We start from the raw sequence: 17,164 nt of genomic DNA on the forward strand, positions 1-17,164 counted from the left end.
GGGAGGGGTTAGGGGTGGGGGGCGGTGGGGCTCGTGGGATGGTTTGTGGTCATGCTCCGGCGGATGGGCCGAGCATGCCTCCCCACCCGCTCCACACGCTCCACCGCCCCCCACCCGTACCCTCCCCGCCGCTTCGCGGGGGGAGGGGGACGTCGGCGTCGAGTTCATCTATCCGCCGATCGTCACGCGCCGTCGAACACCACCTCCCCCGCGACCATGGTCAGCGCCACCCTCCCCTCGAGCCGCGCCTCGTCGAAGGGCGTGTTCTTGGAGCGGGAGCGCAGTTCGGCCTTGTCGAGGACGTAGGGCTCGTCCGGGTCGAAGACGATGAGGTCGGCAGGGGCGCCGCGGGCGAGGCGGCCCTGGGGGAGGCCGAGGATCTCGGCGGGGCGGGTCGAAAGCGCGCGCAGGAGCGCAGGCAGCGCGATGCGGTCGGCGTGGACGAGGCGCAGCGCCGCCGAGAGCAGCGTCTCGAGCCCGACCGCGCCGTTCGCGGCCTCCGCGAAGGGCAGCCGCTTCGTCTCGACGTCCTGGGGATCGTGGTCGGAGACGATCACGTCGACCACCCCCTCGACCAGAGCCTCGATCATCGCCTGCCGGTCCGCCTCCGCGCGCAGCGGCGGCGAGAGCTTGAAGAAGGTGCGGTAATCGCCGACATCGACCTCGTTGAGCGTCAGATGGTTGATCGACACGCCGCAGGTGAGCCCGATCCCCGCCTCCTTGGCGCGCCGCGCGATCTCGACGGAATCGGCGCAGGAGACGAGCGGGGCGTGCAGCCGCGATCCGGCGAGGCGGGCGAGGCGCACGTCGCGCTCGAGCACGATCGTCTCCGCCTCGCGGGGGATGCCGAGAAGCCCGAGCCGCGTCGAGAACTCGCCCTCGTTCATCACCCCGTCGCCGACGAGATCGGGATCCTCGCAATGGTTCATCACGAGCGCGCCGACGTCGCGGGCATAGAGGAGCGCGCGGCGCATCACGCGCGGATTGGTGACGCAGCGCGCGCCGTCCGTGAAGGCGACGGCGCCGGCCTCGCCCAAAAGGCCGAACTCGGTCATCTCGCGCCCGGCGAGGCCCTTGGTCAGCGCGGCGGCGGGGAGGACGCGCACGCAGGCGGTGTCGCGCGCGCGGCGCATGACGTAATCGACGATCGCCGGCTCGTCGACCGCGGGGTTGGTGTCGGGCATGGTCACGATCGTGGTGACGCCGCCCGCGGCCGCCGCCTCGCTCGCGCTCTTGAGCGTCTCGCGGTGCTCGGCGCCGGGCTCGCCGACGAAGACGCGCATGTCGACGAGGCCCGGCGCGAGCACGCGCCCGCCGCAATCGATCACCCGCGCGCCCTCCGGCAGGTTCGGCTGCGCGCCCCAGACCACGTCGGCGATGGTCTCGCCGCGCACGAAGAGCGCGCCGGAGCCCTCGCGCAGGGTATCGGGATCGACGAGATGGGCGTTGACGAAGACGGTCGTCATGGGTCTCACCCGTTCGGCAGGTGGGAGGCGAGCGCCTCGAGCACGGCCATGCGCACGGCGACCCCCATCTCGACCTGTTCCTTGATCAGCGATTGCGGCCCGTCGGCGACGTCGGAGGCGATCTCGACGCCGCGATTCATCGGGCCCGGATGCATCACGAGCGCGTCGGGCTTCGCGTAGCCGAGCTTTTCCTGATCGAGCCCGTAATAGCGGAAATATTCCTTCACGGAGGGCACGAAGGAGCCGTTCATGCGCTCGCGCTGGAGGCGCAGCATCATCACGATGTCCGCCCCCGCGAGCCCCTCGCGCATGTCCGTGTAGCACGGATAGCCCAACGCCCGGATGCCGGCAGGGAGCAGCGTCGAGGGCGCGACGAGGCGCACCTGCGCGCCCATCGCCGCGAGCAGGATCATGTTCGAGCGCGCGACCCGCGAATGCAGGATGTCCCCGCAGATCGCGACGACGAGCCCCGCGATCCGCCCCTTGTTGCGGCGGATGGTCAGCGCGTCGAGGAGCGCCTGCGTCGGATGCTCGTGGGCGCCGTCGCCGGCATTCACCACCGAGCAATCGACTTTCCGCGCGAGGAGATGCACCGCGCCGGCCGCGTGGTGGCGCACGACGATGATGTCCGGCCGCATGGCGTTGAGCGTCGCGGCGGTGTCGATCAGCGTCTCGCCCTTCTTCACCGAGGAGGAGGCGACCGACATGTTCATCACGTCCGCCCCGAGCCGCTTGCCGGCGAGCTCGAAGGAGGCCTGCGTGCGTGTCGAGGGCTCGAAGAAGAGGTTCACCTGCGTGCGGCCGCGCAAGGTGGACTTCTTCTTCTCGATCTGGCGGGAGACGTCGACCTCCCGGTCGGCGCGATCGAGGAGCGCCTCGATGTCGACGGGCGAGAGCCCCTCGATGCCGAGGAGATGGCGATGGGGAAAGGGCGGGCGCGGATCGGACATGGGCCCATTCCTATAGAGAGGTGCGCGGGCGGAGCAAGCGGATCGAGAATCGCGGTAGGCTCCCCTCCCCCGACGACCAGGAGACGCCCCGCATGACCGCCCTCCCCTCCCTGATGCCGCCGATCGAATACGAGGACGCCACGCCGCAGGTGCGGGCCGTCTACGACGATATCCGCGCGACCCGGAAGACCGATTTCATCAACAATTTCTGGAAGGTGCTTGCCCACGATCCGGCGATGCTCGCCCGCACCTGGGAGAAGCTCAAGGCGGTTATGGCGGAGGGCGCGCTCGATCCCCTCACGAAGGAGCTCATCTACGTGGCCGTCTCGGCGACGAACGGGTGCGAGTACTGCACCTATTCGCACACCGCCGCCGCCAGGGCGAAGGGCGCGAGCGACGCCATGCTGATGGAGGCGCTCGCCGTCGCCGCCGCCGCCAACGAGACGAACCGCCTCGCCAACGCGCTGCGTCCCCAGGTCGACGCGGCGTTCCTGCCGCGCGCGGGAGGGGGGTAGTCCTTTCTCCCCTCTCCCGAAAGTAATCCGACAAAGTTTCTTCCGGATTCCAGAAGAGCTCAGAGGCTCCGAGGAACTCGACGGTCTCCCGTCCCCTTGCGGGGTTAGGAGTCCATACATCGTCATTCCTGCATGCGTTCGGCGGAAACGCGCGATTTTGTGTTCCTGGAAGGTCGAAAACCTAGCCACCGCCGTCATTCCGGGGCGCGAAGCGAGCCCGGAACCTAGACTCCCGACGCTGGTTCGAGCGCGCATGCGCGCTCGTTGCACGAATTCACGCCGCGGATGCGTCGAGGGACGCAGCCTATAGGCTGCTCATCCGAGGTCGGGGTTCTGGGTTCCGGGCTCGCTTCGCGCCCCGGAATGACGGCGTCCGACGGCGCCTCGTCGTCTCTTCCCAAGCGCAGATCCCTCTCCCGTCCGGGAGAGGGGTCCTCTCGGGCTCACGCCTTCTCCAGAACGTAAGTCCCCGGCGCGTCGCAGATCGGCTCGAGCTTGCGGCCGCCGGGCTCGCGGGCCTTGACGCGTTTGGGCGCCTGCGCCTCGATCCAGGAGAGCCAATAGGGCCACCAGCTGCCCGGATGCTCGGTCGCCTTCGCGATCCAGTCCTCGAGCTCGCCCTCGACGGGCCCGTTCGTCCAGTACTGGTATTTGGGCTTGGCCGGCGGGTTGACGACGCCCGCGATGTGGCCCGAGCCGGCGAGCACGTATTCGACGGGCCCGCCGAAGGATTTGGAGCCCACGAAGACCGAGCGGGCGGGGGCGATGTGGTCCTCGCGCGTGGCGAGGTTGAAGATCGGGATCGCGACCTTGCCGAGGTCGATGCGGATGCCGGCGATCTCCATCCGCCCCTGCGTGAGGTTGTTCTCCAGATAGCAATTGCGCAGGTAGAACGAGTGGTTCGCGGCCGGCATGCGCGTCGAATCGGAGTTCCAGTAGAGGAGGTCGAAGGGGAACGGCGCCTGGCCCTTCAGGTACACGTTGACGATGTAGGGCCAGATCAGGTCGTTGGGCCGCAGCATGTTGAACGCCGCCGCCATGCGCGATCCCTCGAGATAGCCGCGCGCCTCCATGCTCTCCTCGACGGCGCGAACGCCCGCCTCGTCGGCGAAGATCTTCAGGTCGCCGGCATGGGTGAAGTCGACCTGCGTCGTGAACAGGGTCGCGCTGGTGATTCGGTCGTCGCCGCGCGCGGCCATGTAGCCGAGGGCGACCGAGAGGAGCGTGCCGCCGACGCAATAGCCGATCGCGGTGACCTGCTTCTGCCCCGTCGCCTTCTCGATGGCGCCGAGCGCCTCGAAGATGCCCTCGCGCATGTAGTGCTCGAAGCTCTTCTGCGCGAGCCTCTCGTCTGGGTTGACCCAGGAGATGCAGAACACGGTGAGCCCCTGGGACACGGCCCAGCGGATGAAGCTCTTCTGCTCGTTGAGATCGAGGATGTAGAACTTGTTGATCCACGGCGGCACGATCAGGAGCGGGCGCTCGAGCACCTCGTCCGTCATGGGGGAATACTGGATCAGCTCGATCAGCTCGTTGCGGAAGACGACCTTGCCCGGGGTGGTGGCGAGGTTCACGCCGACCTTGAAGCGCGTCGGGTCGGATTGGCGGATCTTGAGCTCGCCGCCGCCCGCCTCGATGTCCTCCGCGAGCATCTGCATGCCGCGCACGAGGTTGGCGCCGCTCTCGCGCATCGTCTCGCGGATCAGCTCGGGATTGGTGGTGAGGAAGTTCGAGGGCGAGAGCGCGGAGGACACCTGCTTCACGTAGAAGCGCGCCTTCTGCCGCGTCGGCTCGTCGATGCCCTCGGCCTCCTCGACCATGCTCTCGGCCCAGCGCGAGGTCGCGAGATAGGCCTGCTTGAGGAAGTCGAAATAGGCGTTGTCGTCCCAATCGGGATCGGCGAAGCGCGAATCCTTCGGATCGGGCGCGATCGCGGGGGCGACGCCGTCCCCCTGCATCCGGCGCAGAGACGTCGCCCAGATCTCGAGAAAGCTCTTGCCGAGGCGCGCCTGCGCCTCGATCGCTTTCTGGGGATCGATCAGCCAGCGCTCGGTGACGTGCACGAGCGTCTTGACCATGTCGCTCATCTCGTCGGCCATGCCCGTCTTGGCACGCCGCTCCTCGATCGGCTTGAGGTAGGCCGCCGTCGCCTTGCCGTATTCCTCCACCAGACGGGCCATGTTCCGAGACATCTCCTCGAAATCGGGCACCTGGTGTTGGACGGGATTGGCGCGCGGACCCTCCGAACGCTTGTTGTCGCTCACGGACGCTTCCCCCTTTGGATCGGCACTTGCGTTGCGCCGCCCTTTCGACACTGTACGCCTGCCCTTATGTCGTCGCTACCCCGGATGACGCCCGATGCCGCGTCTTCCGCTCCTCGAGGTGACCATGACCGCCACGATTCGCCGCCTCTCCATGGCCACGCTCGCCGCCGCGGCCGCGATCGGTCTGTCCGCCTGCGCGGGCGACGTGAACCCGGTCCGCGACGTCTTCGTCGGCGCCGGCATAGGGCCGCAGACGCGCGAGGCGCCGGATTTCGTGACCGAGAGTCGCACCCCGGGCGCGCCCGGCTTCGTGCCGATCGGCCTCGTCCCGCCTGACCGCGAACTCGCGCCGAAGAGCCCCGAGGAGGTCGCCGAGGCGGAGGAGGAGCTGCGGCGGCTCGTGGACGCGAACGCGGCGCGCGCCGACGCCGCGCGCCGGCTGACGGTCGCGCCGGCGCCCGAGCCCGTCCGCGTCGACCCCGCTCCCGCCATCGACCGCGATCTCGCCCCGCCGACGCTGCGCTGAAATCGCGCGGGGCTGGCCGAACGAACAGCTGCGCGCAAGCGCGCGAAATGATATCGAGGTTGCGCCCGGGGCGCGTCTGCCCCCGCCATTCGGAAGAGATCGAGGATGACGACGAACTTCCACAGCATCAAGCGCCTGCCGCCCTACGTCTTCGAGGAAGTCAATCGGATCAAGGCGGCCGCTCGAGCTCGCGGGGCCGACATCGTCGATCTCGGAATGGGCAATCCGGACCTCGCGGCGCCCGCTCACGTCGTCGCCAAGCTCGCCGAGACCGCGGGCAAGCCGCGTACGGACCGGTATTCCGCCTCGAAGGGCATCGGCGGGCTGCGGCGCGCGCAGGCCGCCTATTACGGCCGCCGCTTCGGCGTGAAGATCGACCCCGATCGGCAGGTCGTGGTGACGCTCGGCTCGAAGGAGGGCTTCGCCAACATGGCGCAGGCGATCACCGCGCCCGGCGACGTGGTGCTGGTGCCCAACCCCTCCTATCCGCTGCACGCCTTCGGCTTCCTGATGGCGGGGGGCGTGATCCGCTCCGTGCCGGCCGAACCGACGCCGGCCGTGTTCCCCGCGCTCGAGCGCGCGGTGGCGCATTCGATCCCCAAGCCGATAGCGCTCGTCGTGTGCTATCCGTCGAACCCGACGGGCATGGTCGCCTCGCTCGATTTCTACAAGGACCTCGTGGCCTTCGCCAAGAAGCACGAGCTGATCCTTCTGTCCGATCTCGCTTATGCCGAGATCTATTTCGACGACGTGCCCCCGCCCTCGGTGCTGCAGGTGCCCGGCGCGCTCGACGTCGCGGTCGAGTTCACGTCGATGTCGAAGACCTTCTCGATGGCGGGTTGGCGCATCGGCTTCGCGGTCGGCAACGATCGGCTGCTCGCGGCGCTCGCGCGCGTGAAGTCCTATCTCGATTACGGCGCCTTCACGCCCATCCAGGTCGCCGCGACGGCCGCGCTCAACGGGCCGGACGATTGCATCAAGGAGATGCGGGCGATCTACAAGCGCCGCCGCGACGCCCTCGTCGAGAGCTTCGCCAAGGCCGGCTGGGAGCTGCCGCCGCCGAGCGCCTCGATGTTCGCCTGGGTGAAGATCCCCGAGCGCTTCCGCGAGATGGGCTCGCTCGAATTCTCGAAGCTCCTCGTCGAGAAGGCCGAGGTCGCGGTCGCGCCGGGCATCGGCTTCGGCGAGCACGGGGACGAGTACGTGCGCATCGCGCTGGTCGAGAACGAGCAGCGCATCCGCCAGGCCGCGCGCAATCTGCGCCGCTTCTTCGACAACGCGGACCAGACGCTGCACAACGTCCTGCCGATGGTGAAGACCGGGTGAGCCGCGTCGACGAGCCGGGCCGCCGCCGGAGCTTTCGCAACGGCGGCGCCCGGCCCGTCACATCAGCTTGAGGCCCCTGAGGCTCGCGTGGCCGTCGCGGCCGACGATGATGTGATCGTGCACGACGATGCCGAGCGGGCGGGCCGCCTCGACGATCTCGCGCGTCATCCGCACGTCGGCGGCGGACGGGGTCGGATCGCCCGAGGGGTGATTGTGGACGAGGATGATCGCCGTCGCCGAGAGCTCGAGCGCGCGCTTGACCACCTCGCGCACGTAGACCGGCGTGTGGTCGACGGTCCCCTCCTGCTGCACCTCGTCGGCGATGAGCCCGTTGCGCTTGTCGAGGAAGAGCAGGCGGAACTGCTCCTTTTCCGAAAAGGCCATCGCGGCGCGGCAATATTCGATCACGGTCGACCAGGCGGAGAGCACCGGGCGCTTGGCGACCGCGCCGCGCGCGAGACGCCGGCCCGCGGCCGCGACGACGGCGAAATCGGTGATCGTCGCCTCTCCGAGCCCCTCGACCTCGGACAGACGCGCGCGCGGCGCCGCGATCGCCTCGGCGAAGCCGCCGAAGCGGCGAATCAGCGCCTTGGCGTGCGGCTTCACGTCCCGCCGCGGGATCGACCGGAAGAGCACGAGCTCGAGCAGCTCGTAATCCGGCAGCCCCTCCTCCCCGACCTCCAGAAAGCGCGCCCGCAGCCGCTCGCGGTGGCCGTGATAATGCGCACCCTCGTCCTCGAGCCCCATCGTCCCGCCCCGCGCCGAGTCGTCGAGGCGATCCTAGAGGTTTTGCGCGAGGGGGACAAAAGTGTTTTGGTTGTGGGGTTTTCGCGTGGAGAATGCAATCGCGTACCGGGCGCACGATCGCCACGCTTGACACCCCATGAGTACAGGGCATCAAGACGCCTCAGACCGATCTTGATTTGGTCAGAAGGCGCCTTCGCGACGCGGAGTCTCATTATTCTTCAATGCATGGACCGGAGAATAGCCGATGAGCAAGAAAACAACAGCGATTCACGCCAGTGGCGATAACGTGTTCGCCGATCTCGGCCTCCCGGATTCCGAGACCCACGCCTTGAAAGCAAAGCTCGTTGCCGAGCTGTATCGGATGACGACCGAGCGTGGGTTGACGCAGACCAAAGCCGGCGAGGTCATGGGGATCTCTCAGCCCGAAGTCTCGCGCCTTTTCAGAGGAAGTTTCAGAGAGTACTCGGTCGACCGCCTGCTCGGCTTCCTTACGGCATTCGACAACGACGTCGAGATCGTCGTCCAGCCCCGCTCGTCGGGGAGCGGACGAGGTCGCATCACCGTTGTGCCGCAGAACGCATGACGCTTCGACTGCCGCCCCCGCCGCAAGACGGCGGGGGCGTGCTTCGGCGGGTCCGAGCGTCGCTCAGCCGGCGATCTCGCCGCCGGCGCGACGGCTCGCCATGAAGCGATCGAAGGCCTCGCGGTCCTTCTGGCGGCGCAGCTCCTCGACGAAATCGGCGAAGGCGCGCTCGTCCTCCTCGAGCTTGCGGCGCTCGGCCTCGAGCCGCTCGAGGACCTCGGCGCGATACGCGTCGAAGGCGTGGTTGCCGGTGCCGCTCGTCTCGCGGGCAAGGCCGGGTGCGATGTCGGCGAGCGCGCGCCGCGCCCCGCTCTTCCAGCCGTTGGTCAAGGTGCTCATGTCGGGTCTCCAGGCATAATAGGCGAGGAGCGCGAGCCCCGCCGGCCAGAACAGGACGAACGCGACGACCATCGCCGCGATCTCCCAACCGTTGCGGAAGAAGCCGCCTTTGCGGCCGTTCCGGTTCTTGCGGCGCTTGCCGCAGCCGCGGGCCTCCTCGACGGGGGCGTCGGCGATGGCGGTGGCGATGGTCACGTCCGGCTCCTCATGTGAATGTCCTTCACATTTAGGTAGGCGGCGGGGTGGCGGGTTGCAAGGGTCGGACCGCCCCGCTCGTGCGAAAAGCTTGCGGAGGCGGCCCGCGGCTGCGAAGAGAGCCGCGCGCCCGCCCTCGACCGCCGGATCCCGAAGATGCCGACCGATCTCGTCGCGACCCTGATCTCCCCCCTCCCCTGCCTCGACGAGGCCCTGATCGCCCGCGCCGCCGCCGTCCTGCCGGGCGCGCAGGCGCGCGTGCTCGACGATCGTCGCGCGATCGACCTCGCCTTCGCGCCGGGCGATCCGGACGACCCCAACGTCGCCCCGCTCGGCCTCTCCGTCCTCCTCTCGGATTATCGCGACGCGATCCTCGCGGAGATCGGCGCGCATCCCGTCGACGTGGTGATCCAGCCCGCCGAGCGGCGCCGCAAGCGCCTCTTCCTCGCCGATATGGATTCGACCATGATCGAGCAGGAATGCATCGACGAGCTCGCCGATTACGTCGGCCTGAAGCCGCAGGTCGCGGCGATCACCGAGCGGGCGATGCGCGGCGAATTGCCCTTCGAGCCGGCGCTGCGCGAGCGCGTGGCGCTCCTCGCGGGCCTGCCCGAGACGGTCGTTCCGGAGATCGTCGAGCGGCGGATCACGCTGATGCCGGGGGGCCGCGCGCTCGTCGCGACGCTGCGCGCGAACGGCGTCCACACCTGCCTCGTCTCGGGCGGGTTCACGGCCTTCACCGGGCCGATCGCGACGATGCTCGGCTTCCACGAGAACCACGCCAACACGCTCGTCGTGGAGGACGGGAAGCTCGCCGGGCGCGTCGCCGAGCCGATTCTCGGGCGAGAGGCGAAATACGCGACGCTGATCCGCCTGCGCGAGGCGCTCGGGCTCGACGAGGCGGAGACGCTCGCGGTGGGCGACGGGGCCAACGATCTCGCCATGCTCGGGGAGGCCGGCCTCGGCGTCGCCTACCACGCCAAGCCCGCGGTCGCCGCGGCCGCCGCCGCGCGCATCGACCATTGCGACCTCACGGCGCTCCTCTACATGCAGGGCTATGCGGCGCAGGAGATCGTGTCCGCCTGAACCCCCTCGAACCCCCTTGCGCGCGGGCGCGTTCGGCGCCATGTGGGGACGGCCCATCTGCCCGAAGGCGCGAGCGCGCATGTTCTCCCTCCCCGCCAACGAGATCGTCGGCATGATCGCCGCGGTCCTCACCACCCTCTGCTGGCTGCCCCAGGCGGCGCGCACGATCCGCACGCGCGACACGCGGGCTTTGTCCCTCTCGACGCAGGCCGTGTTCGCCGCGGGCGTGGCGCTGTGGCTCGTCTACGGAATCGGGCTCGGCTCGTGGCCGATCATCGCCGCGAACGCGGTGACGCTCGTCCTCGTCTCGACGATCCTCGCGCTCAAGATCCGCTACGGCTAGGAGCCGGCCTCCGCCGCGACGCGGCGGGCGATCTCCGCGAGCCAGCGCTCGAGCCGGGCCCGGTTCACGCCGAGATCGGAATGGCCGATCTGCGAGCGCGAATAGAGCGCGAGCTGCGAGCGGCCGGGGCCCGCGCCGAAGACGTGGGCATTGATCGTATCGGGATAGCGCATCAGCGCCGAGCGGGCGACGAAGCGATCGACCTCTGCCCAACGCGCCGAATAGACGAGCTCGGTCCCGGGCTCCGCCGCCGCCACCTCGCGCACGATCTCGCGCAGCCGCGCGCCGGGCACGTCGAAGGTCGGCGTCTCGAAATCGACGGGGGCGGCGCACAGGTCGGGCGGGCAGGCGAGCGCGTCGTTCGGCGAGGAGCGCCGCACGAGCGTCTCGAACGCCACGTCCCCGAGATCGGGCGGGCCGAAGGCGGCGGTGTAGACGTCGTCGATGCCGCCGGGCTGATCGGCCCGGTAGAGCAGGAACGCGAAGCCCGCCGCGCCCACGAGGGCGGCGAGGGCGACGGCGCGGACGAAACGACGCTTGCGCAAGGGGGCCTCCGGATCGGCGACGCTGCGTTCGTGCCCTATCTCAGGCCCGCGCCACCCGCAATGGCCCGCGACGTCGCGCTCGCGCAGCCGCCCCGCCGCGGCCCGCGAGGCGCCTTGCGGAGCGGCGCAGCTTTTCGTAGAATGAATGGTGAACAACAACCTTGAGATTGGCGGAGATCGCAACCGGAGACCGCGGCGAAGCCGGAGGACGGCTTGCATGTCCGCGGCATGAACGTCTTCGCCTTCGACGCCCAGAAACGAATCGTCGATGTTCGGATCGCTCACGCCTCTCCGCGCGATCCAGCGATCGGCGACAACGAGCTCGGCGGATACGATTACCACGGCGGGGGCTGGCACGTGCCGGCAGCCCCCGTCCCCTCTGACGGCACCTGACGGACCGAACTCACATGGCGACGAGCGCCTGGTTTCTCGCGATCGTTCTCTTCGCGATCTCGACGAGCTTCTCACCCGGACCCAACAACCTGCTCCTCGTCACCTCGGGCGCCAAATTCGGGCTCTCGCGCACCTGGCGGCACATCATGGGCGTGGCCTTCGGCTTTCCCGTGATGGTCGCGATCATCGCGCTCTTCCTCGGTGCGGTGTTCCAGGCGCTGCCTTGGCTGCATTCCGCGCTCAATTACGTCGGCGCGGCCTATCTCCTCTATCTCACCTGGAGGCTCCTGATGGCGGGCGGCTCGATGGAGGAGGGCAATGTCGGCAAGCCGATCGGCTTCGTCGAGGCGGCGCTCTTCCAATGGGTGAACCCGAAGGCGTGGGTGATGGCGACGGGCGCCATCGCGGCCTACACGACCACCGCCGGCTTCGGCGTCGAGGTGGCGGCGATCGTCGTCGTGTTCACGCTCGTCGGGCTCGGCTCGAGCGTGACCTGGGCCTCGTTCGGCAGCTTCATCGCCCGCTTCCTCCATACGCCCGCGCGCATGCGCGCCTTCAACATCGCGCTCGGCCTGATGCTCCTCGCCTCGATCGTGCCGATCCTGATGGCGCGCGCGCCGGGGTGACGCGCGGCGCGGATCGGTGTAACCGGAGCACCGTCCCCCGAGCGACGAGAAGAGCCATGTCCGCGCCCGTCACCGTCGAGATCACCCGAGGCCCGCTCGTCGAATCGCGCCACCCGGTCGATGTCTGCGTCGTCGATGCGCGGGGCGGGCGCGTGCTCGTGCGCGGGGAGGTCGACGCGCCGGTCTTCCCCCGCTCGGCGGTGAAGGGCATCCAGGCGATCCCGCTCGTCGCGACGGGCGCCGCGGACAGGCTCGGGATCACGGATGCCGAGATCGCGCTCGCCTGCGCCTCCCATTCGGGCGAGCCGGCCCATGCGGAGACGGCGGCGGCCATGCTCGCCAAGGCAGGGCGCGACGTCGACGCGCTCGGCTGCGGCTGCCATTGGCCGATGGGGGTGCGCGCCGCGCGCGAGCTCGCCGCGCGGGGCGAGCGGCCGAGCGCGCTCCACAACAATTGCTCGGGCAAGCATGCGGGCTTCGTCTGCCTCGCCTGCGGCGGTCTCGACGTCGATCCGGAGGGCTATCTCGCCGCGCAGCACCCCGTGCAGGAGCGCGTGCGCCTCGCTCTCGAGACGGTGACCGGCGCCGCCCATCGCGCGGAGGCGCGCGGCATCGACGGCTGTTCGATCCCGACCTACGCCGTCCCGCTCGCCGCGCTCGCGCTGGGCTTCGCCCGGTTCGGCACCGGCATCGGCCTCTCGGCGGACGACGCGCGCGCCGCCGCGCGCATCCGCGCCGCCGTCGCCGCGCATCCCTTCATGGTGGCGGGCACGGACCGCTTCGACACCCTCGCCATGGAGGCGCTCGGCGCCCGCGCCTTCCTGAAGACGGGCGCGGAGGGCGTCTATTGCGCGGCCCTGCCGGAGGTCGGCCTCGGCATCGCGCTCAAATGCGAGGACGGCACCGGTCGCGCGGCGGAAATCGTCATGGCGAGCCTCCTCCTGCGCTTCCTCGACATCGAGGAGCCCGCCCGCCGCACGATCGAGCGGCTCGCCCGCCCCGTGATCACGAACTGGAACGGGATCGTGGTGGGCGAAATGCGCACGGCGGCCTATTGATTGCACTGATCCATCAGTAATTGTGCGGACCGGGTGCGCCCTTGACGGCGCACGACCGTAGCGCGACATTCCGCCGCATAAGAACAATCCCACAGCAGCGACGACAGCACCCCAACCACTTCGGAGCGTCCGAGGAGGGCGATCATGTGTGCCTTGCTGATTCGCGATGGTGAACCCTATTGGTGGAACAGCCCCGACATCTGGACCGTGCCGGGTGACGATCCCGACGGGCCCCCCGGCCCACCGCAGGTCGGTCAACCCACTTTCGTCTGGAGTCGCGTCCACAACAAGGGACGCAGCGTCTTGGACAATGTCCAGGTGCGTTTCTACTGGTCCAATCCGGCGACGGGCGTGCTGCGGTCGAACTCGACCGCGATCGGCACGAGCTTCGCGACCGTGCAGCCGGGCACGTCGGTCGACGTCCTGTGCGTGACGCCGTGGATGCCGGTCGGCGTCAATGGCGGGCATGTCTGCCTCGTCGCGGAGGCGGTCCATGCGGCGAGCCCGCTGCCCGATCCGCTGCCGGACGCCTTCTCGCCGCCGCTCTTCGATCAGGTGGCCCAGCGCAACATCGACCTCCTGCCGATGGCGTCCGGGCTGATGCGCGCGGTCGCGATCCAGATCGCGACGCCGGCGCGCCACGCGCGACAGAGCGTGCTGACCGTCGAGCGCCGCGAGCGCGGCCTCGACGCGGCGCTCGCGCGCAGCCTCGGCCTCGGCCGCCGCCGTTTCGTCCCCGACCTGCCGGTCGAGGCGGGGCTGCAGGACGGGCCCGACGTCGATTGCGGGCGCTTCGACCCCGTCACCAAGATCCACCGCGACCTGAAGCCGGGAGCCGTGGAGGCGGTGCATCTCGTCGTGCGTGCCGGCGAGATCGACCGGAGAGCGTACGGCCTCCTCGACGTCGTCGAGCGCGAGGCCGAGAGCGGCGCCGTCATCGGCGGCGTCACCTTCGTCATCGTCGCCAGGGAGGGCTGAGCCATGGCCGTCACCGACCTCGTTCTGGCGAACCGACCGTTCGCCGTGGAATACTTCACCGACGTCATGATGCCCGACGGCATCTTCGACACCGCGCTCTATTTCCAGCGCATCACGGCCTTCATGCGCAACACGTCCGGCCAGGATCTCGTCGGCGTGAGCGTGTGGTTGGAGGGCGTGTCGGACCCCGGCATCGTGCCGACGGGGCACACCTTCACCTTCCCCGTCATCCCCGCCGGCGCGGCCGTGCGCGTCTCGTGGCTGGCCGATTTCCGCAACGGCAAGCCCGGCAAGCCGATCGTCAGCATCATGGCGCAGGCCTCCGGCCAGAGCCCGCGGCGGTCGATGCGCCGCATCTTCGTGTCGCGCACGACCTACGACGAGGCGACGAAGAGCTACGTGATCGAGGTGCCGGAGGGCTCGCTCAAGGTCTGGGACATCGCGACCATCGGCCCGAGGAGCGATGCCTGGAAGCCGAAATGCGATCCCGACGAGCGCGACGAGCGCCTGGGGCCGTGGGTGCCGACGCGCTTCCAGTCCGCCTTCACGCCGAACCCGCCTTATGCCGGGATCCACGGCGATCTTCCCTTCGCGGATCCGTGGTGGAAGATTCTCGGCTGGGTCGTGTTCGGCGTCGCCTCCCTCGTCGCCGCCATCCTCGCCGCGACGGGCGGCGGGACGGCTTATGTGGGGGTGAAGGGCAAGTTCGACGACGGCATCGGCGAGGGCGATCCCTCGGTCGATTGTTGCGATCCCGATTGGAAGAGCGTCACCAAGGAGACCGGGCTCGACAAGGGCAAGATCACGGGAGCGGGCGTCGCGAGCGCGATCGCGACCGCCGGAATGGCGGTCGGCCTCGCCGACGACGCCGATCCCTGGTGGCGCGGACAGGAGGCGACGCCGCCGCCGGCCGGAGCCCTGACGACGAGCGAAGCGGTCGCCGCGAAGCTCGTCTATCTCGATCCGCCCAATGCCGGTAGGGCCTACCGCGTGCGGGCCGATTGGCGCTACGAGCGGGTGACGACCGCAGGCTCCTTCGACTTCGCGGTCGACGAGGTCCGCGAGAGCATCCACGTCTCGGACGGCGTCGAGGTCAAGGCGAAGAGCCCCATCAAGGGCTTCTCCGAACCGCTGCGGATCGAGGCGCGCTTCGCCAAGAAGGGGAAGGAGGTCTATCGCGGCATCGAGCTCTACGCCTATGCCCTCGTCGTCTCCCCCGATGCGACCTGGGCGGGCGTGGTGCCCCTCTCCGACGACGGCATCGGCCCCGACAAGAAGGCGGAGGACGGCGTCTATTCCGGGCAGATCCACCTCGAGAGCGTCTTCCCCATCCTGCGCAAGCGCAAGGCGCCCTTCGCCGGCAAGTGGCGGGTGCTCGTCTTCGCCCAGGACGTGAACCTCGCCGACCCGAAGGAGCCGCCCGAGATCCAGGCGCAGACGATCGGCGGTTTCATGATCGCGAGCGCGATCGCGCTCACCTTCGACCCGAACCTCCCCTGCCCGATCGAGGCGCAGGCGGTGGTGGAGGTCGTGATGTGAGGGTGACGTCCCTCCCCACCGGGGAGGGATGTCGCCGCCCCCCTTCCCTCCCCTCCGGGGAGGAAGGACTTTCGAGCGAAAAGCGAGAAAGGCCGGGCGGGGCCCGGGTGGTGGTCATCCTCCGAACCTCGGGCCCCACCCGACCTCGTTCGGCTACGCCTCCGAGGCCACCCTTCCCTAAGGGGAGGGATGCGCCCGCTACCAATCCCCGCCCCACCGTCTATATACGCGGCGACCCTCTGCGAGACGGGAGCGACCGCACATGACCGGCACGACGCGCACCAGCGCCGACCTCGATCCGAGGCGCAAGAAGATCCTCTTCCGCTCCTGGCACCGCGGCATCCGCGAGATGGACCTGATCATGGGCGGCTTCGCGGACGCGCATATCGGCACGCTCTCGGAGGAGGAGCTCGACGTCTTCGAGGCGCTCATCGAGGTGCCCGATCGCGACCTCTTCCGCTGGATCTCCGGCGAGGCGGAGGTGCCGGAGAATTACGACACGCCGCTCTATCGGCGCCTCAAGGAATTCCACACGCATACGCGGCCGATCAACGTCTGAGAGCGTTTGGCCCGCATGTCCAAAGCCCCCTCCCCCGCCGCCGCCCTGCCCCCGCGCGCGCTCGCGCGCCTCGCAGAAGGCGCGAGCCTCACTCTGTCGAGCGTGCCGGACGGCTTCGACGCGATCGCGATCGCGGAGATCGCGCGCGGGCTCGCGGGAGACGCGGAGACGCCGGTGGTCGCGACGGTGGTGGCGCGCGACGGGCAGCGGGCTCAGGCGCTCGTCCGGGCGCTCGCTTTCGTCGCGCCGCAGATCGAGATCCTCGACTTCCCCGCCTGGGATTGCCAGCCCTACGACCGCGTCTCGCCGGCGCCGCAGATCGCCGCGCAGCGCATGACGACGCTCGCGCGGCTCGCCCGCGCCAAGACCTCGCCCGAGCGGCCGCGGCTTCTTCTGACCACCGTCAACGCGATCCTCCAGCGCGTGCCGCCCAAGGCCCGGCTCCTCGCGGATTCGTTCTCGGCGCAGCCCGGCAACGTGATCGCGATGGATTCGATCGTGCAATGGCTCGAGGTGAACGGTTTTCTCCGCACGGGGACGGTCGGGGAGACCGGCGAATACGCCGTGCGCGGCGGCATCGTCGACATGTGGCCGCCGGGGCTCGCGACGCCGGTGCGGCTCGATTTCTTCGGCGACAGCCTCGAATCGATCCGCGCCTTCGATCCCGAGACGCAGCGCACGACGACGACGCTGCGGAGCCTCGATTTCGTGCCGATGAGCGAGGTCCAGCTCACCACCGCCACCATCAAGCGCTTCCGCCAGGGCTACGCGACGGCGTTCGGCGCGCCGACCCGCGACGATCTCCTCTACGAGGCGGTGAGCGAGGGGCGGCGTTATGCCGGGCTCGAACATTGGCTGCCGCTCTTCCACGAGAGCCTCGGCACTTTGTTCGATTATTGCGCAGACGCGCCCGTGATCCTCGACGCGCTGGCGGAGGATGCGGCCGGCGAGCGGCTCGGGACTATCAAGGATTATCACGACGCCCGCCGCTCCCAGATGGAGGCGCCGCAGGCCGGCATCGCGCCCTATCGCCCGCTGCCGCCGAACGCGCTCTATCTCGCCCCCGACGAATGGGCCGGCGCGCGCGCGCGCGCGCGCCGCGTGCGCCGCCCCCCCCGCGCGAGTC

Annotated in this window: 18 protein-coding genes and 1 pseudogene; 13 read left to right on the forward strand and 6 right to left on the reverse strand. The window is 69.5% G+C overall.

Annotation, left to right across the window (positions count from 1 at the left end):
- Positions 1-182: 182 nt before the first annotated feature.
- Positions 183-1,466 carry a dihydroorotase gene (locus tag ACK4UM_RS19445; RefSeq protein ID WP_409802497.1) on the reverse strand — a complete coding sequence of 428 codons (1,284 nt, stop codon included), beginning with the start codon at positions 1,464-1,466 and terminating at the stop codon, positions 183-185.
- Positions 1,467-1,471: 5 nt separating this feature from the next.
- The gene (locus ACK4UM_RS19450; protein ID WP_409802498.1) at positions 1,472-2,416 is read right to left on the reverse strand and encodes an aspartate carbamoyltransferase catalytic subunit; all 945 of its coding nucleotides are present in this window, start codon (positions 2,414-2,416) and stop codon (positions 1,472-1,474) included.
- A 92-nt stretch (positions 2,417-2,508) separates the two neighbouring features.
- On the opposite strand from ACK4UM_RS19450, the gene ACK4UM_RS19455 reads away from it, so the two are divergent.
- A complete protein-coding gene (locus ACK4UM_RS19455; protein WP_409802499.1) occupies positions 2,509-2,931 on the forward strand; it encodes a carboxymuconolactone decarboxylase family protein in 423 nt (140 codons plus the stop codon).
- A 443-nt stretch (positions 2,932-3,374) separates the two neighbouring features.
- On the opposite strand, the gene ACK4UM_RS19460 is transcribed toward ACK4UM_RS19455, so the two are convergent.
- A complete protein-coding gene (locus ACK4UM_RS19460; RefSeq protein ID WP_409802514.1) occupies positions 3,375-5,123 on the reverse strand; it encodes a PHA/PHB synthase family protein in 1,749 nt (582 codons plus the stop codon).
- Between the two features lie 166 nt (positions 5,124-5,289).
- Here ACK4UM_RS19460 and ACK4UM_RS19465 point away from each other — a divergent pair, with 166 nt between their 5' ends.
- Entirely contained in the window at positions 5,290-5,721 is a 432-nt protein-coding gene (locus ACK4UM_RS19465) for a hypothetical protein (protein ID WP_409802500.1), read from the forward strand.
- Positions 5,722-5,826: 105 nt separating this feature from the next.
- Positions 5,827-7,047 carry an LL-diaminopimelate aminotransferase gene (locus ACK4UM_RS19470; RefSeq protein WP_409802501.1) on the forward strand — a complete coding sequence of 407 codons (1,221 nt, stop codon included), beginning with the start codon at positions 5,827-5,829 and terminating at the stop codon, positions 7,045-7,047.
- A gap of 57 nt (positions 7,048-7,104) precedes the next feature.
- Here ACK4UM_RS19470 and radC read toward each other — a convergent pair whose 3' ends face one another.
- Entirely contained in the window at positions 7,105-7,794 is a 690-nt protein-coding gene (gene radC / locus ACK4UM_RS19475; RefSeq protein ID WP_409802502.1) for a RadC family protein, read from the reverse strand.
- A gap of 244 nt (positions 7,795-8,038) precedes the next feature.
- Between radC and ACK4UM_RS19480 the strand changes: the two genes are divergently transcribed.
- Entirely contained in the window at positions 8,039-8,377 is a 339-nt protein-coding gene (locus ACK4UM_RS19480) for a helix-turn-helix domain-containing protein (protein WP_409802503.1), read from the forward strand.
- 63 nt (positions 8,378-8,440) lie between these two features.
- On the opposite strand, the gene ACK4UM_RS19485 is transcribed toward ACK4UM_RS19480, so the two are convergent.
- The gene (locus ACK4UM_RS19485; RefSeq protein ID WP_409802504.1) at positions 8,441-8,911 is read right to left on the reverse strand and encodes a DUF2852 domain-containing protein; all 471 of its coding nucleotides are present in this window, start codon (positions 8,909-8,911) and stop codon (positions 8,441-8,443) included.
- 156 nt (positions 8,912-9,067) lie between these two features.
- Between ACK4UM_RS19485 and serB the strand changes: the two genes are divergently transcribed.
- Together serB and ACK4UM_RS19495 are read left to right on the forward strand one after the other, a co-directional pair.
- Entirely contained in the window at positions 9,068-9,997 is a 930-nt protein-coding gene (serB, locus tag ACK4UM_RS19490; RefSeq protein ID WP_409802505.1) for a phosphoserine phosphatase SerB, read from the forward strand.
- A 79-nt stretch (positions 9,998-10,076) separates the two neighbouring features.
- Positions 10,077-10,340: a SemiSWEET family sugar transporter gene (locus ACK4UM_RS19495; RefSeq protein ID WP_409802506.1), complete on the forward strand. Its 264-nt coding sequence runs from the start codon at positions 10,077-10,079 to the stop codon at positions 10,338-10,340.
- On the opposite strand, the gene ACK4UM_RS19500 is transcribed toward ACK4UM_RS19495, so the two are convergent.
- On the reverse strand, positions 10,337-10,885 hold the full coding sequence (locus ACK4UM_RS19500) for a DUF1499 domain-containing protein (RefSeq protein ID WP_409802507.1): 549 nt from the start codon (positions 10,883-10,885) through the stop codon (positions 10,337-10,339). The two genes, ACK4UM_RS19495 and ACK4UM_RS19500, sit on opposite strands and share 4 nt — an antisense overlap.
- A gap of 228 nt (positions 10,886-11,113) precedes the next feature.
- Here ACK4UM_RS19500 and ACK4UM_RS19505 point away from each other — a divergent pair, with 228 nt between their 5' ends.
- The 7 genes and pseudogenes from ACK4UM_RS19505 to ACK4UM_RS19535 form a co-directional block, all read left to right on the forward strand.
- Complete coding sequence (locus ACK4UM_RS19505; RefSeq protein WP_409802508.1) at positions 11,114-11,278, forward strand: hypothetical protein; 165 nt, start codon at positions 11,114-11,116, stop codon at positions 11,276-11,278.
- Positions 11,279-11,292: 14 nt separating this feature from the next.
- The gene (locus ACK4UM_RS19510; protein WP_409802509.1) at positions 11,293-11,904 is read left to right on the forward strand and encodes a LysE family translocator; all 612 of its coding nucleotides are present in this window, start codon (positions 11,293-11,295) and stop codon (positions 11,902-11,904) included.
- Positions 11,905-11,960: 56 nt separating this feature from the next.
- Positions 11,961-12,962 (forward strand): asparaginase, encoded by a 1,002-nt coding sequence (locus ACK4UM_RS19515; protein WP_409802510.1) that lies wholly within the window; start codon positions 11,961-11,963, stop codon positions 12,960-12,962.
- Positions 12,963-13,106: 144 nt separating this feature from the next.
- Complete coding sequence (locus tag ACK4UM_RS19520) at positions 13,107-13,940, forward strand: hypothetical protein (protein ID WP_409802511.1); 834 nt, start codon at positions 13,107-13,109, stop codon at positions 13,938-13,940.
- Positions 13,941-13,943: 3 nt separating this feature from the next.
- A complete protein-coding gene (locus tag ACK4UM_RS19525) occupies positions 13,944-15,479 on the forward strand; it encodes a choice-of-anchor X domain-containing protein (RefSeq protein WP_409802512.1) in 1,536 nt (511 codons plus the stop codon).
- Between the two features lie 262 nt (positions 15,480-15,741).
- Entirely contained in the window at positions 15,742-16,038 is a 297-nt protein-coding gene (locus ACK4UM_RS19530; RefSeq protein ID WP_409802513.1) for a succinate dehydrogenase assembly factor 2, read from the forward strand.
- A gap of 15 nt (positions 16,039-16,053) precedes the next feature.
- Positions 16,054-17,164: pseudogene (locus ACK4UM_RS19535) on the forward strand (transcription-repair coupling factor); the annotation flags it as partial.

Source organism: Salinarimonas sp. (assembly GCF_046292825.1).
Taxonomy (GTDB): domain Bacteria; phylum Pseudomonadota; class Alphaproteobacteria; order Rhizobiales; family Beijerinckiaceae; genus Salinarimonas.

Coding starts and splice junctions, on each gene's coding strand:
- ACK4UM_RS19515 (WP_409802510.1), top strand. CDS start 11,961: ATGTCCGCGCCCGTCACCGTCGAGATCACCCGAGGCCCGCTCGTCGAA.
- ACK4UM_RS19445 (WP_409802497.1), bottom strand. CDS start 1,466: ATGACGACCGTCTTCGTCAACGCCCATCTCGTCGATCCCGATACCCTG.
- ACK4UM_RS19520 (WP_409802511.1), top strand. CDS start 13,107: ATGTGTGCCTTGCTGATTCGCGATGGTGAACCCTATTGGTGGAACAGC.
- ACK4UM_RS19495 (WP_409802506.1), top strand. CDS start 10,077: ATGTTCTCCCTCCCCGCCAACGAGATCGTCGGCATGATCGCCGCGGTC.
- radC (WP_409802502.1), bottom strand. CDS start 7,794: ATGGGGCTCGAGGACGAGGGTGCGCATTATCACGGCCACCGCGAGCGG.
- ACK4UM_RS19505 (WP_409802508.1), top strand. CDS start 11,114: ATGAACGTCTTCGCCTTCGACGCCCAGAAACGAATCGTCGATGTTCGG.
- ACK4UM_RS19460 (WP_409802514.1), bottom strand. CDS start 5,123: ATGTCTCGGAACATGGCCCGTCTGGTGGAGGAATACGGCAAGGCGACG.
- ACK4UM_RS19450 (WP_409802498.1), bottom strand. CDS start 2,416: ATGTCCGATCCGCGCCCGCCCTTTCCCCATCGCCATCTCCTCGGCATC.
- ACK4UM_RS19455 (WP_409802499.1), top strand. CDS start 2,509: ATGACCGCCCTCCCCTCCCTGATGCCGCCGATCGAATACGAGGACGCC.
- serB (WP_409802505.1), top strand. CDS start 9,068: ATGCCGACCGATCTCGTCGCGACCCTGATCTCCCCCCTCCCCTGCCTC.
- ACK4UM_RS19465 (WP_409802500.1), top strand. CDS start 5,290: ATGCCGCGTCTTCCGCTCCTCGAGGTGACCATGACCGCCACGATTCGC.
- ACK4UM_RS19470 (WP_409802501.1), top strand. CDS start 5,827: ATGACGACGAACTTCCACAGCATCAAGCGCCTGCCGCCCTACGTCTTC.
- ACK4UM_RS19510 (WP_409802509.1), top strand. CDS start 11,293: ATGGCGACGAGCGCCTGGTTTCTCGCGATCGTTCTCTTCGCGATCTCG.
- ACK4UM_RS19530 (WP_409802513.1), top strand. CDS start 15,742: ATGACCGGCACGACGCGCACCAGCGCCGACCTCGATCCGAGGCGCAAG.
- ACK4UM_RS19525 (WP_409802512.1), top strand. CDS start 13,944: ATGGCCGTCACCGACCTCGTTCTGGCGAACCGACCGTTCGCCGTGGAA.
- ACK4UM_RS19480 (WP_409802503.1), top strand. CDS start 8,039: ATGAGCAAGAAAACAACAGCGATTCACGCCAGTGGCGATAACGTGTTC.